Annotated in this window: 31 protein-coding genes; 17 read left to right on the top strand and 14 right to left on the bottom strand. The window is 42.5% G+C overall.

Translation table 11 applies throughout. The annotated features are described in order from the left end of the window. Nucleotides 1-26: 26 nt before the first annotated feature. From BHR79_RS06370 to BHR79_RS06350, 5 genes are all read left to right on the top strand, one after another. On the top strand, nt 27-476 hold the full coding sequence (locus BHR79_RS06370; RefSeq protein ID WP_072561568.1) for a universal stress protein: 450 nt from the start codon (nt 27-29) through the stop codon (nt 474-476). A 35-nt stretch (nt 477-511) separates the two neighbouring features. After that, nucleotides 512-1,369 carry a CBS domain-containing protein gene (locus BHR79_RS06365; RefSeq protein WP_072561567.1) on the top strand — a complete coding sequence of 286 codons (858 nt, stop codon included), beginning with the start codon at nt 512-514 and terminating at the stop codon, nt 1,367-1,369. A 28-nt stretch (nt 1,370-1,397) separates the two neighbouring features. Next, nucleotides 1,398-2,078 (top strand): 2,5-diamino-6-(ribosylamino)-4(3H)-pyrimidinone 5'-phosphate reductase, encoded by a 681-nt coding sequence (locus tag BHR79_RS06360; protein ID WP_072561566.1) that lies wholly within the window; start codon nt 1,398-1,400, stop codon nt 2,076-2,078. A 125-nt stretch (nt 2,079-2,203) separates the two neighbouring features. Further along, the gene (locus tag BHR79_RS06355) at nt 2,204-2,662 is read left to right on the top strand and encodes a thioredoxin family protein (RefSeq protein WP_169818159.1); all 459 of its coding nucleotides are present in this window, start codon (nt 2,204-2,206) and stop codon (nt 2,660-2,662) included. 18 nt (nt 2,663-2,680) lie between these two features. Next, the gene (locus tag BHR79_RS06350; RefSeq protein ID WP_072561564.1) at nt 2,681-3,322 is read left to right on the top strand and encodes a cytochrome c biogenesis CcdA family protein; all 642 of its coding nucleotides are present in this window, start codon (nt 2,681-2,683) and stop codon (nt 3,320-3,322) included. On the opposite strand, the gene BHR79_RS06345 is transcribed toward BHR79_RS06350, so the two are convergent. From BHR79_RS06345 to cbiT, 7 genes are read right to left on the bottom strand one after another with little or no spacing between them, the layout of a single operon-like run. Beyond that, nucleotides 3,323-4,036, bottom strand: coding sequence for a precorrin-8X methylmutase (locus BHR79_RS06345; protein WP_072561563.1), 714 nt, complete (start codon nt 4,034-4,036; stop codon nt 3,323-3,325). It lies immediately after the preceding gene. Beyond that, the gene (gene cobJ / locus BHR79_RS06340; RefSeq protein ID WP_072561562.1) at nt 4,026-4,823 is read right to left on the bottom strand and encodes a precorrin-3B C(17)-methyltransferase; all 798 of its coding nucleotides are present in this window, start codon (nt 4,821-4,823) and stop codon (nt 4,026-4,028) included. Before cobJ ends, BHR79_RS06345 begins: the two co-directional genes overlap by 11 nt. Further along, the gene (locus BHR79_RS06335) at nt 4,792-5,145 is read right to left on the bottom strand and encodes a cobalamin biosynthesis protein (protein ID WP_072561561.1); all 354 of its coding nucleotides are present in this window, start codon (nt 5,143-5,145) and stop codon (nt 4,792-4,794) included. The genes cobJ and BHR79_RS06335 overlap by 32 nt, the downstream gene beginning before the upstream one ends. Then, the gene (locus tag BHR79_RS06330) at nt 5,142-5,633 is read right to left on the bottom strand and encodes a cobalamin biosynthesis protein CbiG (RefSeq protein ID WP_072561560.1); all 492 of its coding nucleotides are present in this window, start codon (nt 5,631-5,633) and stop codon (nt 5,142-5,144) included. The genes BHR79_RS06335 and BHR79_RS06330 overlap by 4 nt, the downstream gene beginning before the upstream one ends. Before the next feature lie 17 nt (nt 5,634-5,650). After that, nucleotides 5,651-6,379 carry a cobalt-precorrin-4/precorrin-4 C(11)-methyltransferase gene (locus tag BHR79_RS06325; protein ID WP_072562323.1) on the bottom strand — a complete coding sequence of 243 codons (729 nt, stop codon included), beginning with the start codon at nt 6,377-6,379 and terminating at the stop codon, nt 5,651-5,653. Nucleotide 6,380: 1 nt separating this feature from the next. Next, entirely contained in the window at nt 6,381-6,998 is a 618-nt protein-coding gene (locus tag BHR79_RS06320; protein ID WP_072561559.1) for a cobalt-factor II C(20)-methyltransferase, read from the bottom strand. Next, nucleotides 6,992-7,567 (bottom strand): precorrin-6Y C5,15-methyltransferase (decarboxylating) subunit CbiT, encoded by a 576-nt coding sequence (gene cbiT / locus BHR79_RS06315; RefSeq protein ID WP_072561558.1) that lies wholly within the window; start codon nt 7,565-7,567, stop codon nt 6,992-6,994. Before cbiT ends, BHR79_RS06320 begins: the two co-directional genes overlap by 7 nt. An 82-nt stretch (nt 7,568-7,649) precedes the next feature. Here cbiT and BHR79_RS06310 point away from each other — a divergent pair, with 82 nt between their 5' ends. Both BHR79_RS06310 and BHR79_RS06305 read left to right on the top strand, forming a co-directional pair. Next, entirely contained in the window at nt 7,650-9,122 is a 1,473-nt protein-coding gene (locus BHR79_RS06310) for a cobyric acid synthase (protein ID WP_072561557.1), read from the top strand. A gap of 147 nt (nt 9,123-9,269) precedes the next feature. Beyond that, a complete protein-coding gene (locus tag BHR79_RS06305; RefSeq protein ID WP_072561556.1) occupies nt 9,270-10,085 on the top strand; it encodes a helix-turn-helix transcriptional regulator in 816 nt (271 codons plus the stop codon). 5 nt (nt 10,086-10,090) lie between these two features. Here the strand turns inward: BHR79_RS06305 and BHR79_RS06300 are convergent, their stop codons facing one another. Next, nucleotides 10,091-10,513 (bottom strand): response regulator, encoded by a 423-nt coding sequence (locus BHR79_RS06300; protein ID WP_072561555.1) that lies wholly within the window; start codon nt 10,511-10,513, stop codon nt 10,091-10,093. Nucleotides 10,514-10,706: 193 nt separating this feature from the next. Between BHR79_RS06300 and BHR79_RS06295 the strand changes: the two genes are divergently transcribed. Beyond that, nucleotides 10,707-11,621 carry a UbiA family prenyltransferase gene (locus BHR79_RS06295; RefSeq protein ID WP_072561554.1) on the top strand — a complete coding sequence of 305 codons (915 nt, stop codon included), beginning with the start codon at nt 10,707-10,709 and terminating at the stop codon, nt 11,619-11,621. Here the strand turns inward: BHR79_RS06295 and BHR79_RS06290 are convergent. Both BHR79_RS06290 and corA read right to left on the bottom strand, forming a co-directional pair. Next, nucleotides 11,618-13,828: an ATP-binding protein gene (locus tag BHR79_RS06290; RefSeq protein WP_449288780.1), complete on the bottom strand. Its 2,211-nt coding sequence runs from the start codon at nt 13,826-13,828 to the stop codon at nt 11,618-11,620. The genes BHR79_RS06295 and BHR79_RS06290 overlap by 4 nt on opposite strands. Nucleotides 13,829-14,011: 183 nt before the next feature. Further along, on the bottom strand, nt 14,012-15,079 hold the full coding sequence (gene corA, locus BHR79_RS06285) for a magnesium/cobalt transporter CorA (protein ID WP_083433043.1): 1,068 nt from the start codon (nt 15,077-15,079) through the stop codon (nt 14,012-14,014). Between the two features lie 80 nt (nt 15,080-15,159). On the opposite strand from corA, the gene trpD reads away from it, so the two are divergent. The 5 genes from trpD to BHR79_RS06260 are packed head-to-tail and all read left to right on the top strand — an operon-like array spanning nt 15,160 to nt 19,613. After that, on the top strand, nt 15,160-16,275 hold the full coding sequence (trpD, locus tag BHR79_RS06280) for an anthranilate phosphoribosyltransferase (protein WP_234970444.1): 1,116 nt from the start codon (nt 15,160-15,162) through the stop codon (nt 16,273-16,275). Then, nucleotides 16,226-16,888, top strand: coding sequence for a phosphoribosylanthranilate isomerase (locus BHR79_RS06275; RefSeq protein WP_072561552.1), 663 nt, complete (start codon nt 16,226-16,228; stop codon nt 16,886-16,888). The genes trpD and BHR79_RS06275 overlap by 50 nt, the downstream gene beginning before the upstream one ends. Then, entirely contained in the window at nt 16,888-18,453 is a 1,566-nt protein-coding gene (trpE, locus tag BHR79_RS06270; RefSeq protein ID WP_083433041.1) for an anthranilate synthase component I, read from the top strand. The genes BHR79_RS06275 and trpE overlap by 1 nt, the downstream gene beginning before the upstream one ends. A 1-nt stretch (nt 18,454) precedes the next feature. Beyond that, on the top strand, nt 18,455-19,039 hold the full coding sequence (locus tag BHR79_RS06265; RefSeq protein WP_072561550.1) for an anthranilate synthase component II: 585 nt from the start codon (nt 18,455-18,457) through the stop codon (nt 19,037-19,039). 34 nt (nt 19,040-19,073) lie between these two features. Then, on the top strand, nt 19,074-19,613 hold the full coding sequence (locus BHR79_RS06260; protein WP_072561549.1) for an adenylate kinase family protein: 540 nt from the start codon (nt 19,074-19,076) through the stop codon (nt 19,611-19,613). On the opposite strand, the gene BHR79_RS06255 is transcribed toward BHR79_RS06260, so the two are convergent. The 4 genes from BHR79_RS06255 to mer form a co-directional block, all read right to left on the bottom strand. Continuing rightward, nucleotides 19,614-19,814 (bottom strand): hypothetical protein, encoded by a 201-nt coding sequence (locus BHR79_RS06255; protein WP_072561548.1) that lies wholly within the window; start codon nt 19,812-19,814, stop codon nt 19,614-19,616. A gap of 75 nt (nt 19,815-19,889) precedes the next feature. Then, nucleotides 19,890-20,411 (bottom strand): nicotinamide-nucleotide adenylyltransferase, encoded by a 522-nt coding sequence (locus BHR79_RS06250; protein ID WP_072562320.1) that lies wholly within the window; start codon nt 20,409-20,411, stop codon nt 19,890-19,892. A gap of 4 nt (nt 20,412-20,415) precedes the next feature. Further along, entirely contained in the window at nt 20,416-21,444 is a 1,029-nt protein-coding gene (fpoF, locus tag BHR79_RS06245; RefSeq protein WP_072561547.1) for a F420H2 dehydrogenase subunit FpoF, read from the bottom strand. Beyond that, the gene (gene mer, locus BHR79_RS06240) at nt 21,444-22,430 is read right to left on the bottom strand and encodes a 5,10-methylenetetrahydromethanopterin reductase (protein ID WP_072561546.1); all 987 of its coding nucleotides are present in this window, start codon (nt 22,428-22,430) and stop codon (nt 21,444-21,446) included. Before mer ends, fpoF begins: the two co-directional genes overlap by 1 nt. 233 nt (nt 22,431-22,663) lie before the next feature. Here mer and BHR79_RS06235 point away from each other — a divergent pair, with 233 nt between their 5' ends. Genes BHR79_RS06235 through BHR79_RS06220 form a run of 4 tightly spaced genes read left to right on the top strand, consistent with a single transcriptional unit; the run spans nt 22,664 to nt 23,673 of the window. After that, the gene (locus BHR79_RS06235) at nt 22,664-22,786 is read left to right on the top strand and encodes a desulfoferrodoxin FeS4 iron-binding domain-containing protein (RefSeq protein ID WP_072561545.1); all 123 of its coding nucleotides are present in this window, start codon (nt 22,664-22,666) and stop codon (nt 22,784-22,786) included. A 48-nt stretch (nt 22,787-22,834) separates the two neighbouring features. Beyond that, entirely contained in the window at nt 22,835-23,071 is a 237-nt protein-coding gene (locus tag BHR79_RS06230; RefSeq protein ID WP_072561544.1) for a DUF2180 family protein, read from the top strand. A gap of 10 nt (nt 23,072-23,081) precedes the next feature. Further along, entirely contained in the window at nt 23,082-23,300 is a 219-nt protein-coding gene (locus BHR79_RS06225) for a DUF2180 family protein (protein ID WP_072561543.1), read from the top strand. Between the two features lie 22 nt (nt 23,301-23,322). Beyond that, on the top strand, nt 23,323-23,673 hold the full coding sequence (locus tag BHR79_RS06220) for a carboxymuconolactone decarboxylase family protein (protein WP_072561542.1): 351 nt from the start codon (nt 23,323-23,325) through the stop codon (nt 23,671-23,673). Nucleotides 23,674-23,697 lie beyond the last annotated feature (24 nt).

Genomic DNA, 23,697 nt, shown 5'->3' with positions numbered 1-23,697 from the left:
CTATTCATTTATTCGAGAGATCAAACATGGCAAGTGAAATCTACAAAAAAATACTGATCGCTACCGATGGTTCCACAGAGAACAAAAAAGCGGTCTCTTATGGAATTGAGCTGGCAAAACTCAGTGGTGCCAGAGTATACGTGACATATGTCGTGGATACCGCATCATTTGATTCCATTCCCATGGATGGCGGATGGGAAATGATGTATGAACTTCTTGAAAAGGAAGGGAAGGAAATAACCGATAAAGTGATATCTGACACCGGAAAGGATATTGAAATAGAATCAAAATTGCTTGAAGGCCATCCGGGTCATGAGATAATTGATTTTGCTGAAAACAATGGAGTTGACCTTATAGTTATGGGTACCCACGGTAAAAGTGGACTTGACAGGTTCCTTCTTGGAAGCGTTGCAGAAAAGGTCACCCGCAACTCACATGTCCCCGTTATGGTAGTAAGGGGAAATGGAAAGGAATAAAAATCAATAAAAGATTTTATTGAGGTTATTTAAAAATGCCAGAAAAAACCCTTATTAAGGACATCATGGTGACTAATGTCGCCGCAGCCACTCTGCCCGGTTCACGAGATGAGGTGCTGAGTATCCTGAAAGATAAAAAGGTATCCGGTGTGCCGGTGATCAAAGATAATCGAGTGGTTGGTATCGTAAGTAGAAGTAATCTTCTGAGCAATCCTGAAGAAGAACAGATTGCTTTGCTTATGACACGGGATCCCATAAAGGTAAAACCGGAAGATAATATCAAAAAAGCTGCGCAATACCTAATTGATTATGGCTTCAGAAGGTTGCCGGTTGTGGATGATGACGGCAAACTTGAAGGTATGATAACAGTTGCCGATATTGTTGCAAGTATGGCCTCTCTGCAACTCGATGATCCAATAAGTAAATATCTGGGCAGAAGAGGTATTGGCCCGGTATGGTGTGAAACACCTTTGCCCTTAGTCGCCAGGAACATGGAACTTGCACATATAAAAGCAGTTCCGGTTCTTAATTCAGAACTTGATCTGGTAGGTATAATATCTGATCGTGATATAATCAGTGCAAGTGTCATAGAGGATTCCCTTGAAATGTCGGATATGTCTGCTGGTTCTGACGATGATGAATGGACATGGGAATCCATGCGCGATACTCTCAGCATATATTATAGTGTATCCAGAATAAAAGTTCCGGATGTGCCTGTAAAAGAAGTGATGGTCACCGATCTGGTCAAGGCGTCCAGTAATATGAGTGTTAGTGAATGTGCTCTTAAAATGAAAAGAAACAGGGTCGATCAGGTTCCTGTGGTGGATGCAAACGGTGTATTCATTGGCCTGCTGAGGGACCGTTATCTCATGAAAGCACTGATCAATAGCTGATCTTATAATTGAAGCTGAAGGGATTTTCATGCCCACTCCCTTTACATTTATAAATGCTGCAATGTCCATTGACGGGAAAATATCCACCCGACAGCGACGTCAGGTAAGGATATCAGGGGATGTGGATTTTGAAAGAATGGACGAATTGCGAGCAAGTTCTGATGCAGTAATGGTAGGAATTGGAACGGTTCTTGCTGATGATCCCAGCCTCACTGTCAAGTCCGATGGAAGGCGGTCTGAAAGGCTTGAAAAAGGACTTGATGAAAATCCCGTACGAATAGTGGTAGATAGCAAGGCACGTATTCCAACAGATGCTGACATATTCATGAAGGGTGCTGGCAAAAGAATAATTGCAGTTTCCGAAAGTGCAGCTTTTGACAGGGTCGAATCACTTAGAGAAAATGCCATGGTCATAATGGTTGGCGGAGATCAGGTGGATCTTTCTGAATTGTTATCCATACTTGATGAAATGGGCATACACCGACTTATGGTTGAAGGTGGTGCTGGCCTTAACTGGGGACTTATAAAAAACGGGCTTGTGGATGAAATATATTCTTTTATCGGAAATCTCATAATAGGAGGTTCAACCGCTCCTACTCTTATTGACGGTGATGGGTTTGATGAAGCCGACATCCCCGCATGTTCTCTTATAAGTGCTGAAAAGATGGAGGAAGGGGTACTGTTGAAGTGGAAACTTAAAAGTGCCTGATTTTTTTACACCACGGTTTTGTGTAAATTTGGGCATACCATGCATAATACTTATATTTTAATATAACACTCTTTTAATGTATGATAGCGGGTAACAGAATTATATATGGATTTGTGCTGATTGTGATGCTACTGGCATTTATGGCTGCTGGCTGCACAACTCCTGAAGTTAACCAGCAACAGGAAACTATTGTACAGGAATCAAACATTAAAGATATCGAGCAGCTGAACACGTTATTGGAAGAGGAACCTGTGCTAATCAAGTTCGGTTCACCGACATGTGCTCCCTGTAGAGACCAGGATATTATTCTGGATATCATTGCAGATGATTATGAGGGTGAGGCCTCTGTGATCATGGTCAATATTAATGAAGAGCGTGATGCAGCTTCGTTCTTCGGAGTATATTCAATACCCGACATGAGTGTCATTGCAGGAATCAAAGATGACAGGTATCTGTTCATGGGCCCTGATGGCAATGTTTCCTTTGACAGGGGATCCACGCGTTATGTGGGACTGACGGATGGTAACATCCTCAGGCAGGCACTGGACAATGCTATCGCCTACAGACAGAATAATACATCATGATATAAGGACAGGATACAAGTGGTCACTGATAATATTACTCCCATTGCAATCTTTGTCGCAGGTATTGTTAGCATTGCTTCACCCTGCGTTTTCCCCCTGCTACCCGCCCTATTCGCCTCATCCACAGACAGGGGTCGTTTCAGACCCCTTGCCATTGTTGTAGGGTTGTGCATATCCTTTGTATTGATGGGAATTGTGACATCTGCGTTTGGTTATGCGCTGCGCGACTACCTGGCCTACCTGAACATCCTGGCTGCTGCTGTCATTATTGGTTTTGGTATCATTATGGTCAGCAATGTGGAAATATTCAATATCTTTTCAAAAATATCTGTGCCTGCCAGCGCAAATCGGGGAGTAAGCGGGGGGTTGCTCCTGGGCCTTTCCCTGGGTGTTGTGTGGCTTCCCTGTATCGGCCCGATTCTCGGCGCAGTGCTCACCAGGATAGCTGTTGAAGGGAATATATATTACGGGGCAGCAATGCTTTCCGTTTATTCCCTGGGATTTGCGATACCGATGCTATTGGTTGCCTACTCCGCCCATTTTACGGGCAATTTTGGCAATGTTGCAAAATATCAGAATTATATAAAAAAAGGAGCAGGGTTAGTGCTGATTATCGCAGGTATCTGGATGCTCAGCATCAACCCTTTTGTGACCTTCTGATCAGTCACAGGTTTCTTCATCTCTTTTGATCGCCACAATTTCATTGACACAGGCTACAGCTATAGGTGTCCCACCCCGTGTACCTACACAGGTTATTGAAGGAATGTCCCGTTTGCGAACCTCTTCCTTGGATTCAGCGGAATTGACAAATCCTACAGGTGTTCCAATCACAAGAGCAGGTTTTATCCCATGGTCGATCATGCGGCATACTGCAAATGCAGCTGAAGGAGCGTTTCCTATGGCTACGATTGCTCCTTCAAGCCTGTCACGACAATTCAAAAACCCGGCTGCTGTTCTTGTAATGCCATATTTGTGAGCGATTTGTGCATCTTTGTCTTCATCAAGGACGCAAATTACCGGGCAATCATGGCCCTTTTTAGTAACACCGGCTTTGACCATATTGATATCAACAAAAATGGGAGCACCTTTTTTGATAGCTTCTACCCCTGCCTTAATTGGATCATTCTTGAAGCGCATTATTTCGGCAACTTCAGGGTCGCCTGTGGATATCATGCACCTCTGCCTGACACGTCCCTGAGGAGAATCATCTCCAACCAGTTTGCTAGCAATACGCCTGCTGGTCATGTAAATGGCTTTTGCTTCTTCTGTCTGGGCGCCCATATCCCTGCACATTTCTACGAGTTCAGGTTCTGCTTCCATTGTGATTTCCACAAGGTTCTCAAGTTCCTGACCGTTTTTTTCTTCAGTAGTCATATTTTCTCTGATACCCCCTGGGAGTTATTATCTTTTCCATGCCTTTTTTGCCCCATATGCGGGATTCAGGGGTTGTGATCAATATCATAGTCCTCATATCCACCCAGTCGTCATAATCCAGCACCTTGCCAAGGGTCGTTACCTTCATTTCCTGGGAATCTCCGCGCAATGCATTCTTCACAAGTCCCACAGGAGATGAGCCTTCCCTTGTTTCCTGTATGATTTCAATAGCTCTCCTGAAATTGGAGTTGCGTTGCCTGCTCTTCGGATTGTAGAGGGATATGATAAAATCCGCCTCTGAAGCAGCCCTGAGTCTCTTTTCGATACGTTCCCATGGAGTTAACAGGTCACTGAGGCTTATCACTGCAAAATCATTGACAATGGGTGCACCCAGTACACTTGCTCCTGCCGTAATAGCAGTAACGCCGGGCAGGACTTCAATATCCACATCAAGTTCATGATGTTCAGCAACTTCCAGCACAAGGCCGGCCATGCCATATACATTGGCATCTCCACCGCTTACCATTGAGACAACATTGTCAGCTGCAAGTTCCACTGCCTTTTTGGCACGTTCAACTTCCTTTCCCATATGACTCCTGATGATTTCCTGGCCATTGAGAAGTTCCTTGACCTGGTCCAGGTATGTACCATTGCCGATTATATAATCAGAATTCAGGATAGCATCCCTGGATGCAATGGTAAGTTGTTCCACCGAACCGGGTCCAATCCCGATTACATAGAGTTTTCCTTTTTTATTAGTCTGCGATTGCAATTGTAATCCTTCCATATACTTTCTTTTTCATTATCAGATTCTGGTTAGTAGAAAGTGCAAGTGCACAGGGTTCTGCCACACCTTTAAGACCAAATCTTGATGCCCTGGATTTAGAAGGCACATCAATTTCATTAAGTTTGGAGTGGGGCAGGAAGTGAATGGGCACGCCTATAATTTCGGCTGCGTTTTTAAGCCCCTGTTCATCTTTTTTAAGTTCCGCTGAGGCCAGCGCTTCTATATCTTCCTTTCTGGTATTTGTTGTTTCCAGTGCCTGTGCGATGGCTTCGAGGACTTCTTCCTCGTGGATCCCCCTGCGGGCACCGATTCCTATAATCATGTATCTTCCTGTTCCATTTTAAGTACGGACACATCACTATCCACGATCACAATTTTTGGCCCCTTTATTTTCAAAACCTCGACATCCTGATCCAGCAGTGCACAATTCACATCCTTTGTGGATTCCTTGTTCACTATGTCGCACCCCATTTTTTTGGCAATACCTTCAACAGAGTTGCGATTGTGGACTTCAGTTGCTGTTGTTATTACGGGTGTCGCACCAATTTCAGCAATCTTTCGGACCAGTTCATTGCCTCCGTGGTGTCCACCCAGGACAGGGATTGCAAAATTGAGATTCGAATCCACCACCACAACCGCCGGATCGGTCCACTTATCTTTAATGAGAGGAGCAATATCCCGGACAACTATACCTGTAGCAAAAACAGCAATTATCCGGTCATATTTTTCAAAGGCTTCCTTAAATATGTTTTTGCTATAGATAAGCAGGTCTGCTCCCACATGTTCTGTGATCTTGCGAGCCACATCCATATTGCGATTGAAGGTTATTACAGCGGTGGCTGGTGTACTCCGTATAGGTGTGACCTCCTGTAATTTTTCGGATCCACCACACCTCCGATAATAATCATGGCAGAGCGCTGGATTCCTGCTTCTTTGACCTTTTGGGCAATTGTTTCCACATTTCCGTAGATTACCTGTTCATCATCCCAGGATGCATGGTAAATTACAGCAACCGGAGTGTCTGAAGGACATTCCAGTTTTTCCATGATCTGTTCAATCTTCTGGGTGCCCAAAAAGATAGCCATGGTCTGGCCGTGTCTGGAAAGGGCAGGAATCTGGTCATCTCCCAATGTCTTGCCCGCAGGCCGGGTTATAATAAGGGAATCGGAAACACCGTTTAATGTCAGCTGGGTGTTAAGAGCTGAAGCAACAGCAAATACGGAGGATACTCCCGGCACCCTTTCAACTTCAATATCGTATTTTTTCAATTCTTCCATCTGTTCGATGATAGAACCATAAAGGGATGGATCTCCACTGTGCAGCCGGACAACTTTCTTGCCTTCATTAAGTGCATCAACCATCACTTTGGTAGTTTCTTCAAGAGTCATTCCATAGCTGTCTATCTTTTTCCCGTTTGAATATTCAAGCACTTCGGGGTTTACCAGTGAACCGGCATATACCACAAGATCGGCTTCCTCCAGTTTTTCCTTGCCAAGCACAGTGATCAATTTGGCATTTCCCGGACCGGCTCCGACAAAAGCAATTTTGTCATCCATGTTATTTCTCTCCCTTTTCAGCATAGATAATACTGAAATAATTACCTTTCTCAGGAATATTCTCTTTGCCTTTTATAATCCTTTCCCGGTCCAGGAACAGCCTTTCGGCAAATATAAAATTATCATATCCTTCTTCTGTAAGGTTACGGATAATGTCCTGTGTATGTTTTGCTTTGAGTACAATCTTTGATTTTTTGTCAGAGCCATCAGATACTTCAAAAGATGAATCAATTTCTGAATCGGTACGTGAGGCAAAAGAAGTAATTGAGCTGATACCAGGTATTGTTGCGGTTTCAACATCGGGGTAGTATTTATGCATGACTCTCTTTAAATGTGTAAATGTTGAGAAAAAGTTAGGATCCCCTATCAGACCGAATACGACGGTTCCATTCCTTGCTTCATTGGCAATGATGTCAGCATTCTTTTTCCATATTTCGTTTAGCACATCATAATCACGCAACATCGGGAAATCCAGTATTTCCGAATCAGTATATGGTTTAACCAGTTCTTCTGCCATTTTGCCGGGCACATATACCTTGTCACTGTCCTTAAGTGCATTTACAGCCTTAAGCGTAAGAAGATCCGGCTCACCCGGTCCAAGTCCTACTCCTATCAACATTTTTTATCACCTTGAATGTTACTGTATTTTCCGGATATCATATACACGGGATTTTCTGGTTTAAACATGGTTTCCCCGGTAATTGGATATCCTCTTGATATTGATATATTAATAATAGTGTCAAAAATTCCAAGTTCTTTCATCTGGTTCATTACAGAAACCACAGTTTCAATCCTTACTGCATTGACGATGATGCTTTCTGCTTTATGTTTTACCAGAGATTTGAGAATAGCATCGATATTCTTTGTACCGCCTACAAAGGCACAATCAATTCTTTCTTCGGGAGGGAGTTGTTCAAGAATTTCCGATGATTCACCGTGTATGAGCCTTACACAACCGAGTCCGAAATTTTCGAAATTCTTTTCTGCAACTTCAATGGCTTCCTGGCGTGCATCAATGGCAGTGAATTTTATATTCCTTGCCATCTTTGAAGCAGCAATGGAAACTGCACCTGTACCACATCCTATATCATAAAAGGTGCATCCTTCACTCAAGTCAAGTTTAGATAATGATACAGCTATTATTTCGGGTTTAGTAGGCCCGCCGCTTATTTGTAGTAGCTCAGACATTGTTCTCCCAAGTAAAGTTTATTGGAATTGATTGGATATTGTACCTATACAATATCACTAGCTACATAAAAGGTTGTTGTAAATGGAAGGAGAAGGTATTCCCAAAAGTGTACTTGTTCTGGGTACAGCGTCGCATGTAGGCAAGAGTGCGATAGTCACCGGACTTTGCAGGATATTTTCCCGCAAATACAGGGTTGCCCCGTTTAAGGCACAGAACATGAGCTTGAATTCGTGGATTACAACGGATGGCAAGGAAATAGGAATCGCACAGGCAATACAGGCCATGGCTGCAGGTGTTGAACCCACAGCTGAGATGAACCCCGTGCTTCTGAAACCAAAAGGTGACAGGGTTTCACAGGTAATACTTATGGGCAAACCTTATGCCGACAAAAGTGCAGGTTCCTACTACGATTCAATAGAGGAAACTCATGGCGTACTTCGCCAGGCACTTGAAACACTGGGAAAAGATTATGAAGTAATCGTAATGGAAGGTGCAGGCGGAGCAGCTGAAATAAATCTTTATGAAAGGGATATTGTAAACATGGGTACTGCAAGGATTACTAATGCGCCAATAATACTTGTCGGCGATATCGAAAGAGGAGGAGTCTTTGCAAGTCTTTATGGTACTATCCAGCTTCTGCCTGAAGATGTCAGGCAAAATGTCAAGGGAATGATAATTAATAAATTCAGAGGGGATCCCACCATCCTTCAGGCTGGTGTAGAAGAGCTGGAACAGATAACCGGCATTCCTGTACTGGGAGTCATGCCATATTCAAAACTCGGAATTCCTTCCGAAGATTCGGTATCCATCGGGGATAAGTCATCTCCATCAGGAATGTATGATGTCGATGTGGCTGTGATCCGGCTTCCCAGAATCTCCAATTTTACAGATTTTGAACCCCTGGAGCGCATTGTAAATATACGCTATGTGGATATGGATGATAAATTAGGCACGCCTGATGCTGTGATTATTCCGGGTACTAAAAACACCATAAGTGATTTACAGGATTTGCTTGATAGCGGCATGGCTGAAAAGATCCAATCCCTGTCCGGGAAGGTACCTATCCTGGGAATTTGTGGTGGCTACCAGATGCTGGGTAAACAAATAGAAGATGCAGCGATTGAGGGTGAAGCAGATGCGACTTATGAAGGACTGGGGCTGCTGGATATCCATACCATATTTGATGCATATAAGAAAAAAACCGTTCAGGTGACAAAGAAAGTAAACATGGCAAGTCCCCTTTTTGATTCAATAAAAGGTGAAACCATCGGTGGTTATGAAATTCACATGGGAGATACTGGTTCAACTGCTCCTGTATTTGGAGACGACGGTTGCGTAGATGAAAGCGGAATGGTAGTGGGAACCTATCTTCATGGTTTATTTTCCAATGCCAACATAAGGAAAGCCTTTGTTTCCTATCTCCTGGAGAAAAAGGGAATAAAGTACAATGAAGAAGACCTCGAAGACGACCCCTATGAAGAATTGGCACAGTTAATGGAAGAGTACCTGGATATTGGTACAATATATTCTATTCTGGGTCTGGAAAAAAATTGAATGTGGATATACAAAGACCGCTTTTGGTTTGCCATTTTCTTTTTTTTTGGATTTGTCCATGAAAAGCGGCTGCAATATCCAAAATTATCTAATATGAAATTATTAAATAGATTAAATACCACTTTCTTCCTAAGAGAGTGAGATCGGATGGATATACTGGACATATATGAGGATGTACAAAAGGACGTGCAGGCTATTTATAGGTCAAGATTGCAGGCACAGATGCTTTTGTCGCTCTATGAAGACAATAACACACTGGCAAGACTACGTGAAGTGACAGGAAGTACTTCACAGGCCCTGCTTCCAAAGATAAGGATTCTTGAATCGAAAAAGTTGATCGAAAGTGTGGAACATGAATACAGGCTAACACCCCTAGGAAAAATTGTAGCCTCCAAAATTGCAGATTCTGTCATGACCATGGGTACTGTATTGGAACATAAAGAATTCTGGCAGTCCCATTACATGGAGGCTATACCACAACCCTTACTCGAGTCCATAGGTAGTCTTTATAATTCGGAGATCATCAGTGATACTAATGTGGAAATTTTTAATGTGTACCACCACTTTCTGGATATGATCAAAAAAGCATGCCATATATATGGAATAACTGCGATTATGAGTTCCGGACATGCTGATATACTTGGAGACAGGATTCAGGAAGGCATCCCTGTAAAATTAATAGTCACAAAAAGTGTAGTTGAGGAATTAAGACAACAACCATACATTGAGGAAATTCACCAACTTCAGAAATTGCCCAATTTTCAGGTATTCATGGTCGATAATGATATAAATCTAGGGTTTACTGTCACTGATAAATGTCTTTCTCTTGGTTTGTACAAGAGTGATGGAGTTACATATGATACTACAACAGACCTTTTCAGTTATGATGAAACTGCCATCAAATGGGGTGAAAAAATGTTTGAGTACTATGTGCAGGACGCAGTGGAATTGGATTTGATCTAACTGTATTAACTTTGTAGTACAGGCTTGTTGGTAGGACCCCTGCATTCAAATACTTTTTTTTTTAGCAGAGTCTCCTGCACCTTTGTTTCAAGTTCACAGGGATGGATTGGTTTCTTCAGGTACTCATCTGCACCGGCCTGTAGTCCTTTTTTAATATCAGAACTATCAGAAAGAGCTGAGTACATAAAAACCGGAATGTTTTGTGTAGAGGAATTCTGCTTAATCTCCCTGCATAACTCATAACCATTCATCTGAGGCATCATAACGTCAAGTATAATTAGATCAGGATGTTCAGTTTTTGCGATCTCAAGTCCCTCTAATGGAGAAAGGGATGACATTGTCTTGAAGTTTTCAAGAAAAATTTCCAGCAATTCGATTATGTCGGGTTCGTCATCGATTATCAAAATTCTGGGATCTTCTTTTAGCATGTTTTTTACACACCTGTCGTTTTTGAAGGAACCTCCGGAAGTCTACATTATGTAAATCTCCCGGATGAACTTTGACCTATGAGATACAATATAAGATGAAAACTATACATATATTATTATGACTAAGATTAACCAGATCGATTAATATTAAGAACCGCAACTAACGTTTACCCCTATCATAAACATTGCATGCATGGGTGAATATAAGTCTCTTGCATACAGAGTGAATCTAGATAGTACAGTTGTCAAAAGAATTCTTGATTTCCTGACCTACAGTTCGGTTTATCTTTCGATAGCCGGAGCTGTAATGGCATATATGGCCTGTCAGTTACAGGGTCTTGTCCTCTCCTGGCAGACGATGGCTATAATGTTCCTTGTCACATATTCTGTCTATAATATTGATCGTAAAGCAGACGAAGATGAAGATTCCATAAATCACTCGGAACGTTATTCGTTTACCAAGAAATATGAAAAGTTCTTGTTCCTATCTTCAATTCTTGCTTATATTTTTGCTTTCATGCTTGCTTATCCCTACGGATTAAAAGCTCTTCTTGTCACTGCTATACCTCTTATCAGTGGCTTGCTTTACAGTTTTGCATGGCTTCCTTCAGGTTTTCGTTATCGTAGGCTTAAGGAAATCCCATCTGTAAAAAATCTGGTTATCGCAACTGCATGGGCATCAACTCCTGCCTTTCTTCCTTCATTGGTATATGGACAAGCAATGGGAGATCTGGTATTTGTAACGTTTATTTACTTTTTCTCCTTGGTATTTGTCAATACTGTAATTTTTGATATGAGAGATATCGAAGGTGACAGTATTTCAGGAATTGACACCATACCAGTGCTGCTTGGTGCAGAAAAAACCCGCATACTATTAATCTGCCTGACACTTATAGCAGGTTATTTCATGATAAATACCGGTATACAACAGTTGGGTATTGCATCTTTGTTAGTGCTAACAGCAGGAGTTATTTATGCACTCTGCTATGTTATTTTCTTTGGGAGGATTGCAGGAAACAATTCACTGTGTGACCTAATGGCAGATGGCCAGTTTATAATACTGGGTGGGCTGTTGATAGTTGCTACGGGTATAGGTTTAGCCGCTTAAATGTCATTTTGCCGGGGAAGGGTAAACTTGAAGGTGCTTCCCTTTCCGGCTTCACTTTCAACCCATATCTGACCACCGTGCATCTCTATAATATTCCTTACCAGAGCCAATCCCAGACCCGTGCCCTGATATTGCCGGTTGGAATCAGAATCAAGTTGTCTGAAAGGTTTGAAAAGTTTGTCCTGTTCTTCTGGAGAAACACCAATCCCACTATCAGACACACTAATAGTAATTTCTTCACCTCCGTAATCAATATCAATTGTAATCTTTCCTTTTTCAGGTGTAAACTTGATTGCATTGCTAAGTAAATTATATAGCACCTGTTTGATCTTCAGCTTGTCCGCATAAACAGGATATTCCAGATTGGTATCTACATCCAAAATTAGTTGTTTCTTTTTGACAAGGGGTTCCAGTGTATTTTTCAATTCGGAAATTATTTCTTCGAGTCCGAATTGTTCAGGTTTTAATTCCATTTTTCCAGCTTCAATTTTGGAAAGGTCCAGTATATCATTGATGATTTCAAGAAGATGCTGCCCACTAGTGTTTATGTTATGAGCATATTTCTTTTGCTTTTCATTTAGTTTCCCGAAAGCCTCCTCCAGCAGCACATCTGAAAAACCTATTATAGAATTTAATGGTGTGCGCAATTCATGGCTCATATTCGCCAGAAACTGGCTTTTGGTATGGTTTGCCACTTCTGCCATCATTTTTGCTTCCATAATTGCTTTTTCAGCTTCCTTCTTTTCAGTGATGTCAAGAACGATTCCCTGCAGATATTTTATGTTACCTTTTGTGTCTCTCTTAATGAGTGTTCTTTCATCAACCCACCTGACCTGCCCGGATTTGGTGATTATCCTGTACTCCTGTGTGAAATCATTCTGTCCTTCTGCCATCTGTTTATCCAGATTTTTCTGAACTCTACCGAGATCTTCCGGGTGTACAATGTCACCATACCATAGATACCCTGAATTAAATTCTTCTGCTGAATATCCCAGCAAATTGATGTTATTGGATACAAGCTCTACCGGCCAGCTGGGTGTAGCTTTCCATTTGAAAACAATAGCCGGGCTGCTGTCTATAACTGTCTTCATTTCCTGGATCGAAGCATTTGATTCTTCAAGGGCATCAAGTATGCTGTTTAACCCTTCCGGAATTTTCCGGAAATCAATGTCTACATCGGTATTTGCCCGTGTATCCAGTTTCCCTTCGATTGCTTCATCCGATATCTTATTGAAATTGCCAACTATTCGTTTTATTGGCTTTGTTATGGAGCGGGCTATTAATAATGCCCCTCCTCCCATGAAACAGATTGCTACAAAGGAAATACCTGCAAGTTGTTTTTGGAGTGTAGTTATTCCTGCAAGCATTTCTTCTTTAGGGACAACCAGCACAAATGAGAATTTGCCTGTCTCTACAGGTTCATAGAACATAATTACTTCTTTTCCGGTAATCGGGTCAAGGGTCTCGATATGGCCGCTTCTTCCATTATATATGTCGACTTTCAATTTCTGTATGTTTGGTATGTCAAACGAGTTCAATGATTTGTGGCCAATCCATTCCTTTTCGGTGGGATGGGACATCAGGATTCCTGTCCTGCTCACCACGGCAGCATAACCGGTATTGAATATTTCTATATCACTGACAATACTATCAATATAATTCAAAGATATGTCCACTCCACCAATTCCCTGAAAGTTTCCTTTTTTCATTATTGGTGAGACTAAACTGACAATCAGTGCCCCTTCATACAGGTAGGGTTCGGTAACTACATCTCTTTTCAGTCTTTTGGGCAACTGGTAGTAGGAGGAAGTCTGGTAATCTATAAGTGGATCGAGTTTCACCTCGCCCCCAATTGTATTCCAGTACGGAATAAAGCGTCCGGTTTCATCGTGGCCGGTTGTGTTTATATATGTTGCATCCATTCCGTCGAAGGCATTTGGTTCAAAACAGACGTAGGTACCTATCAAATCTGGATGGTCCCGCAGTATTTGTTCCAGCATAGCATTGGCTTCAGTCCGATTCCTTGTATCGTATTTTTCCATGCTGCTTACAAGGGTACGCGCAATGGACATACTTGATTGCATATCCGTATTGAACTGACTGGCATAAGTTTCTGCAGTCTTGACCGATTTGTCGTATGCAAGTTCCCTTTCCTGATCCGTAACAGTGGAAGTGATAGCCAGCGTGGCACCCAGTAAAACAATTATAGTTCCGACTGTAATCAGAAATATCAGTTTGGTTTCAAGATTTATGTTTTCCCACTTTATGTGAAATACCCCTTCTACACAAGCAATAAAATATTTCCAATGTTTTTTATTTGATATATATTCCTATATGTTCTATTTAATGTTATTTGACGTTCATAGTTATACCCAGATTTTCCAAAAATTTTACAGCCAGGTCTTTTTTTTGAAATAATACAGCATAATCACAGATATTGTGGTCATAAAAATCATAACTGCAGGATAACCCCATTCCCATTTCAATTCGGGCATGTAATCGAAGTTCATTCCGTAAATACCTGCAATAAAAGTAAGAGGGATAAAGATGGTAGCAATGATTGTCAGTAATTTCATCACTTCATTCATCCGGTTACTGACCGTTGAAATATAAAGGTCCAGCATGCCGGATAACATTTCCCTGTAAGTTTCCACGGCTTCGATTACCTGTATAGAGTGGTCATAAAGGTCACGCAAATATATGCCAGTACTTTCCTTGATTAAACCGGATTCATCACGTTGCAGAGATGCAATTGTTTCCCTGAGTGGCCAGAGGGACCTGCGTAAAATGATCATTTCCCTTTTTAGCTCATGGATGCTTTGTAAGGTGGCAGGATCTGGCTCTTTTATCAATTCATCTTCCAGCCTCTCAATTTCTTCTCCGATATCTTCCAGAAGCAGGTAATAATTATCCACAATAGAGTCTATGAGGGAATAGGTAAGATAATCTACTCCCTTTTTGCGAATGTTGCCTGCAGGTCTTTCCATTCTCTGGCTGATCTTCTTGAATAAATCAGTCCTCATTTCCTGAAATGAGAGAATGAAATTATTTCCCAGTATTATGCTTATCTGGTCTGAGTCGACTGCATTTTCCAGACGTTCGTAAAACAGAGTTCGAATTGTAACATAGATATAATCTTCATAGGATTCGGTTTTGGGCCGCTGGGTGGTATTCAGGATATCTTCCAGCACAAGGGGGTGAACCCCAAATACCTCTCCAAGACTTTCAATTAATTCTGTTTGGTGCAGACCATCTACATTGATCCATATTTTCCTGTCTTCTGCAAATTCCAGATTTTTAATTATGTCGATGTCCTGATTGACATGTACTTCCAGATATTCTTCATTGTACTCTATCAATGTCAGTATAGGTTCTTTCACCTTTTTATCCCCAACATGGACCAATGTGCCGGGGCCCATCCCTGCCTTTATGGACAATTCAGAATTGTAATCTCTCACTTAATTGCTCCTCTGTGTATTATTCGTTTTATTGTATTTTTATTTTGGGTGTTGCATTATGAGAGGCATATTTTTATACTATGAAATACCTGTACATAATTGTACAACTTAGTACATTGATGTTTGGTGATTATATGCAACGGTGCCTGCAAAAAATAGTAAACGGAGAAGACCTGACTGCTACTGAAGCAAAGAAAACTCTGAAATATATCCTACATGAGGCAACGGATGCCCAGATAGGAGCTTTTCTTGGAGCTTTGAGCGTCAAAGGGGAAAGAGTGGAAGAAATAAGTGGTTTTGTAGAAGGAATGCTTGATGAAGCTGTCATAATAAAACCTGCAATTGCCGGACCACTTGTAGATATTGTTGGGACGGGGGGAGACCGCCATAACACAATCAACATTTCCACATCCGCAGCCATTATAGCTGCAGCTGCCGGTGTACCAATCGCTAAACATGGGAATCGTGCAGTGACGTCTCTTTCGGGAAGTGCCGATGTGCTTGAATCTCTCGGTGTTGACCTGAACTGTTCTCCGGCAGAAGTGAAAAAATGTATGGAGTCCGTAGGAATCGGTTTTCTCTTTGCCCCATATTTCCATCCTGCCATGAAGAGGGTTGCTCCAATCAGGAAAGAACTTGGATTCCGGTCAATCTTTAATCTCCTAGGCCCTCTCTCAAATCCGACACTTGCTTCCAGGCAGGTAGTTGGTGTATACGATAAAGCCCTCTGCAAACCCTTTGCGCAGGTCCTCAGGAAACTTGGCAAAGAAAGAGTACTGGTGGTCCATGGTGACGGGATGGATGAAATATCCACCCTCTCGGAAACCTATGTAGCAGAACTAAAGGACGGAGTAATAACTACCTACGAGATTAAACCTGAAGATCTTGGTTTTAAAAGGGTATCTGCACCTGATATTGTAGGCGGGACTCCAGAAGAAAATGCAACGGACATACGTTATATACTGCAGGGTGAAAAGGGACCCAAAAGGGATATAGTGGTGGCTAACGCTGCCGCTGCTATCTATGTTGCAGATAAGGCATCGTCTCTCAATGAAGCCGCAAGAATTGCTGAAAAGGTAATAGACAATGGCAAAGCTCTTGAAAAGCTCGAAGAACTTGCCCATTTCACAAACTCCAGGGGATCAAATGCAACCTGCAATAAGGGTGAAAGTCTGCGGAATGAAGTCTGTGGATGATATAGGTATTGCAGTAAAATGTGGTGCTGATGCGGTAGGCTTTATAACAGAAGTGCCGGTGAATACACCTCGCAACCTGGATATGGAATTAAGCACTGAGCTGATAAACTCCACCCCTCCTTTTGTCACTACGGTTATGGTAATAATGCCAGAGTCGATCACACATGCCAGGAAACTTGTAAGCAATGCAAGACCGGACATGGTGCAGGTACATTCAACTGCTGACATGGGATTACTCACTGCACTGCGGGCAATGAATGTCCGGATAATACAGAAATTTTCGATTTCTGATGAAACAAAAGTCCCGGAAACGATTAAAATCATCAATGAACTTGCAGAAAGTAACCTGATTGATTCCATAATTCTGGATACTGCCTGTAGCAGCGGAGGAGGCAGTGGCTTGACCCATGACTGGAAAATAAGCGGCGAAGTGGCAAAAAAAATCCCTGTTCCATTGATTGTGGCAGGAGGCCTAAATCCACAAAATGTGGGTGAATGTGTGAATATCGTCTCCCCTTATGGAGTAGATGTTTCCTCCGGAGTTGAAGTGAAAGGTAAAAAAGATTTCAGTCAAGTTTGTGATTTTATAAGAGCTGTGAGGTGTAGTAATTGATGGAATTTGATATTGGAAGGGATGAGTTCATTTCACTTGTAAATAAGGAGGATAGTTCTGCCCTTGTACAGCTGGTAGCCGAGGTGAAAACTTCCCTTTCCCCCCTTGACCTATATACTCTTCTGGAGAATCATTTTGATTACTCATATATTCTGGAATCTGTGGAAAAAGAGAGCCGGCACGCACGTTTTTCTTTTGTAGGTGCAGATCCCCTTGCCTTACTTTCCGTAAAGGGCAGACGTGTTTGTCTGACAATGTCACATGAATCGGCCCTGACAGATCTGATGGAAAAAAGAGTGGGGGATGTCTGCGATTCTCTTAAATCCAAATCCTGTCATTTTGAAGGAATCATAAAAACAGGATATGAAGTGTTAGATGCCCTCAGGAAAGTATTTGTGGCCGATGAGTCACTGCCTCTTCTAAATGCAAATAGATTTGACAGGCAGACTTTCCTGGGAGGTGCAATGGGATATGCGGGATATGACATTATCTATGACTGCTGGTTAAAACAGGATATTCCAGCAGGGGCAAAGGAGCCGGACATGCAATTTATGTTCACTACAAGTACCTTTGTTTTTGATCATCTGGAAAATAGAATTTATTATGTAAAAACTCCACTTGCAAGTTCTTCAAATGCAGCACAGGTCTATGATGATGTACTTGAAGAAACCCGCAGCATGCAGGTAGTACTTAACCGATCATCATTGATCAAGGAAAATGAATCAGCGGGAAGTGCGAAGAATGAGGATATTTCCTGCACAATGGATCGGGCAGAATATGAAGATGCAGTAAGCAAGGCAAAGGAACATATTCTGGACGGTGATATTTTCCAGGTAGTCCTTTCGCGGCGCTATGAGCTACCCTACCACAATAGTCCTCTTTACCTTTACAGAAAACTACGCTCTATTAATCCGAGTCCTTACATGTATCTGCTTTCGTTTAAGGATATGGCCGTGGTGGGTGCAAGTCCTGAAACCCTGATGACTGTGGATAATGGGCGAGTGATCACCAATCCTATCGCAGGGACATGCCCCAGGGGTGAAAATGAAACTGAGGATTGCAGGTATGCCGAAATAATGCTTCATGACGAAAAAGAAAGGGCAGAACATGTGATGCTTGTTGATCTGTCCCGCAACGATGTACGCATGGTTTGTGAAGGTGGCTCTGTAAAAGTATCCGATTTTATGAAAGTGGTACGTTATTCTCATGTACAGCATATCGAAAGCACGGTGGAAGGTAAGTTAAGACCAGAATGTGACCAGTTCGATGCCATCAAGGCACTTCTTCCTGCAGGAACCCTTTCCGGTGCGCCCAAAATACGGGCAATGGAAATCATAAGACAACTTGAAGGAGTCGGCAGGGGCGTCTACGGAGGAGGAATCGGTTACTTTTCTTGGAACGGGGATGCAGACTTCGCAATTGCAATACGTACGGTTGTTATGAGAGAGGGGCATGTAATGATACAGGCAGGTGCCGGTATAGTTGCAGATTCGGTACCTTCGAAAGAATATGAGGAAACCGAGCGCAAAATGGCTGCCATGCTCAAAGCAGTAAGAGGTGAATGATATGAAAGTACTGTTTGTAAACAACCGGGATTCCTTTGTATGGAATCTTGTGGATGCCTTTTCCATATTGGGTGTTGAAACCGTAGTTGTTCAAAATACAGTGGAAATGGAAGATGTCAGGAATATAAAACCAGACGCCATTGTCATATCACCCGGTCCGGGCATTCCTGAAAGACCTGAGGATATCGGCAACTGCCTCCAAATTATTAAGGAATACGGCCCGAACACTCCTATACTGGGAGTTTGCCTTGGCCATCAGGCCATAAATCGGGCTTACGGAGGTAGTACGGGCAGATGTACAAACGGCCCAGTCCACGGTAAGGCTTCATCAATCATTCACAATGATTCACTTCTTTTTTCGGGATTTACCAATCCTTTTGAAGGAGGAAGATACCATTCACTGGAAATTAAAGAACTTGCCCCACCCCTGGAACCCATTGCCCATACAGAAGATGGCTCAATAATGGCGATTAAGCATAAAGAATATCCAATCTATGGCATCCAGTTCCATCCTGAATCTGTCCTGATGAATAATGGTTTGAAAATTATTGAAAATTTTCTGGCCCTGACCATCCAGGAGGATTAATCCTTAATAATAGAGGCAATTGTATTCGGGACATATGTTTATTGCTTTAACCGGCACTCCGGGATGCGGGAAAACATCTGTATCCGGACTGCTTGAGAATGAATTTGGGTATCGGGTAGTTCATCTGAACGAACTCATAAAATCCGAGAATCTTTTCATAGAAGAAGATAAGCAACGGGACTGTGTAGTTACTGACCTTGATGTGGTACAAAAGCGACTGTCACCCATAGAAGAATTTGAAAATCCTGTAATCATTGACAGCCACATGGCCCATCTGATTGCAGATATTTCCATCGTGTTACGTACGGCTCCCGGTGAACTCAAAAAAAGACTTGAGAAAAGGGGATATAAACCTGCAAAAGTTGATGAGAATATAGAAGCAGAATGTCTCGATGTTATACTTGTAGAATCAGTTGAGAACTGTGAAATGGTATTTGAAGTTGATACCACAGGTCGAAGTATGAGTGAAGTTGCGGAGGATGTAAGAGAGATAATCGATAGCATATCCCCAGGACATCCGCCCCTTGATAAATTCAAACCCGGTGCTTTTGATTGGAGCGGGGAAATATTCTGATCACTTTTTCTTTTCCGGAGGTATTTCCTCATCAGGTGTTACGCCGTAGTATCTGGTCCTTGCTTTTCCCCATATGCAACCTTCCTTACCAAATATCTTGAGTTCAAGATTCTGGATTGCCTTACAAATAGGGTTTCCAGCTCTTGCTCCCCTGCATACAATACAATATTTTTCACAAAATACCGGTGCTTTCTCAGTCATTAGATGCCCCCTGTATATTCTTACACTGTATAATATTCAACGGAGGTACTATAAAAAATTAAGGACAGGAGTTTGTCAGAAAGTTTGATCGCTGCCGGAGACATGTTTTAATCTCCTGACACCATCAATCTCTTCAATAACTTCTGTAACAGATTCAGGGACTAGTTGCTCCCACTTTTCACCGGCAATCATCTTTTCACGGATTAGGGTGCCTGAATACTTGTCCCGATGATACATGGGAGGTTGCTTTGTTTCTATGCCTGCTTCTTCGAAAAGCTCGAGGATTAGAGGATTGTTGGAATAGACTATGTCAAAAGGAGGAGTCCGTGCTGTGACATAGGAAACCCAAACTGCGTTTTGCTGGATATCATCGATGGGAACTGCATAATGTTTGATATCCGTATCTGCAAGAGAATGGCGAATCATCATTATGCGTTCACCGGCAGTAAAGGGGTTCGGTGTTTCGTGGCTTCTTTGAGCGCTTCCGACACCTATTACGAGTTCATCAATATCCTTTCCAATCGTTTTTATGACCGAATAATGGCCTTTATGGAATGGCTGGAAGCGCCCGATATAGAATGCCCTTTTAAGATGCATAGTTTCATCTGATGCCACATTCATCGAAGCTAAACTTCTCGCAAACTTCAAGATAATGTTGTGAATTGTTGTTGTGTTTCATGGTTGCCAGTTTCTTGACAAGGTCAATTCCAGGTTTTGGATCTTCCATTATCTCAAGCTCATCTTCGGCCATCTTGAAGTATTTTTCACCCTCGTCTGTACGGATCATGACACTGTTCCATCCGTCCGGTGCACCCACAGAACCTATTGATATATCTGCTGAAACTGATGTGTAATCACAGCAATGGTGGCAGGGATTCCTTGCATGCGGGCCAACTTGTGGAATCTTGACACTGTGACTTTCGCCATCCTTTGTATATGCCCAGAATTTACCCTTTGCGAAGTCGAATTTTACAACATCTTCAGGATTGAGTTCCATTATCTCTTTTATGATTTTTTCAGACATTACATCATGATAGAAACTTTCCATACAAAGAAGCCCTATAATAACCACGATCTTGTCATTGACATTTTCAGAGATCAGACGTGCACCGTGAGCCTGGCAGGGTACGCCGATTACACCGATTTTATCATATTGTTCGAAGGGGTCCTTCAGGGCAGAAAGTACGGAATCATATGTATATTTGGTACCTTTGGCTCTCTTGATTTGTTCTGGATCGGTGAAGACTTCCAGTTCGGTTTCCCAGTTGTCATTGCGGGTGATTCCCACAAAGCAGTCCACTTCTCCCAATTCAAGCAGTTTGCTTGCAATTGCAGTTGTTACACCACCGTCCTGTCCTTCGATGTTACTTTTTGCACCAAAGAAACTCCTGACATTTGCGAATTCGTCCTCGACATACCCATCCACTACAGGACAGATGCGCCCACACGTATAGCAACCTTCACAGACATTTGGGGCAGCACCTTTGGTGTATAGCTCCAAATTGTCCGGGTCTCTTACTTCGGCCCTTTTGTTCATGACGATGGCACCGGCAGGGCATGCCGAAACACATGCCCCACAAGCGGTACAGACGTCATAATCAATGACCTCTAGTATCTTCGGATGAACCATCAGTTTCCTCCGATAATCTCCTTACCGATGAGTTTAATTGCTTTTTCTTTGTTAGGTCCAAGTGGTGAGCCGGCAACAATCTGGGTAACACCAATGTCCTTCAGGTCATTGATCCTTTGCTTGCAGTCTTCAGGGGTTCCGCAGATACAGAAAGCGTCCATCATTTCATCAGTTACAAGGTCACCCATAAGTGCTCCGAAGTCTCCCTTGGAAATTGCAGCGCCTATATCCTTCTTGGATGCAGGGTCGATTCCGTGGCGTTCAAGCACCATGTCGGGAGAACCTGCAACGATGAAAGCAACAACTACTTTTGCAGCGTTCTTGGCTTTTGCTGCATCTTTGTCGATAGAGAAACATGCATAAGCTGCCACATCTATCTCGTCCATGCTGCGGCCTGCTTTATCAGCGCCTGCCTTTATTTTTTCCATTGCGACTTCAAAGTCTCTAGGGTGGGATGCATTGATCAGTACACCGTCTGCTACCTGACCTGCAAGTTCGAGCATCTTAGGGCCCTGTGCACCCATGTAAATAGGCACATTGCCGGTCTTGAATGCCATTTTGGCGCCGCCGAATTTGATCATGTCACCGTCCATCTCAACCTTTTCACCGCCCAAAAAGCCACGAAGGGCTTCAATGGATTCCTTGGTTGTGGTCAATGGTTTGTCCCATGGGATCCCCATTGCATCAAAGGTTGCTTTGTCTCCGGGTCCAAGACCGAGGATTGCACGGCCACCGGAAATTTCGTTGATTGAACCAATGCTGGATGCAGTAATGGCTGCATTTCTGGTGTATGGGTTTGTCACACCTGTTCCGAGTTTTATGCTGTTGGTGTTTATAGCCAACACTGCAAGGGTGGTATAAACATCACGATTGTTGTAGTGATCTGTAACCCAAACATTGTCAAATCCCTGTTGTTCAGCAAGCTTTGCATAGTGGGCGATTTTGAGAACTGGGTCTCCTGGTACGAACTCTATTCCAAATGACATTTGAATCCTCCTATTATTCAATATTTTGACGCTATTGAGGATTGCATACATATATTAAAACCTTATTGATTTTGAACGGCATTTTCCTGTTTGCTTTTATACCAATAATCTTCCAAGCTTACTTCGAATGGCACGCATATGATACAGGCTGCTATCTTTCCCCCCATCACCGATATGCATAAATAATCATCTCTCCTCTTTTATTATGCAAATAAATACAAGGAGTTAAATCTATGGGAGTTCAGAAAGTAGGTGAAAAATACATTTGTAATATCTGTGGCAACGAAGTTGAAGTCACTGAAGTTGGCGGCGGAGTACTTATTTGCTGCGGGGAAGATATGGAACTCATGGAGTGACCATACTGTTTATGTAGATTTTTGGAGCAATACGGGAGTGAATCAATAATGAAATGTTTTGAATGTGAAAAAGAAAATAAAACTACCGACACCGTTGGTATTTGCATCGTATGTGGCAGAGGTGTCTGTATGGACCACCTTGTAAGGGAGAAGGTTCCCATATTGGAAGGTGAATATGAAGTGCGGCTTAAGTGCATGGGAGATGCCTGCGAATTAAAAGACATGCAACCTCTCCTGAAAATACTTTGCAAACCATGTCATGAGGCTTTGAAGGAAAATTTCTGAGGTGAATTTCATGATGAAATGTTATGACTGTTCTGAAACAGGAAAAGATGTAGAAGCCGCTGCATTATGTATTGTGTGCGGGAAAGGGCTATGTATGGATCACTCCAAGGAAGTAAAATTGCAGGTTTCAGTGGGTAAACCGCCCGAGGTCAAACGCCTTCATAAAGGCCTTCCTCACTTTATGTGCAACTACTGTTTTGATAACACGATGGAAGATGCCTTTGATTGATTCCACATAGGAGGTACTAAAGATGACAGAACATGAGAAAGTAGTAAAGGATATCGAGGATAAGATGGGGTTTGCCCCAAACATTCTCCATACCCTGAAGGAAATAGATCCCAACTTCGTTAAGAAATACAGGAGATGTCACGACAAACTGTTGTCAGATGGGGCTATGCCTGCCAAGTACAAGATACTGATGGCACTGGCAGTCGTTGCCTCCAAACAATGTGAGGCCTGTACAGTCTCCCAGATGAAGAGCGCTCTGAAAAATGGCGCCACAGCAGAGGAAATCATGGAAACAATGGAAGTGATCTCTATCACTTCAGGTGCACCTGCAGTTGCAGCATGTAGGGAAGCACTTAAGTTACTGCAGGAGTAAAGCAGCAAGGAGGCATATAAGCCT

The organism is Methanohalophilus halophilus (genome assembly GCF_001889405.1).
GTDB classification, from domain to species: domain Archaea; phylum Halobacteriota; class Methanosarcinia; order Methanosarcinales; family Methanosarcinaceae; genus Methanohalophilus; species Methanohalophilus halophilus.
This window is presented reverse-complemented; position numbering and strand designations above follow the sequence as displayed.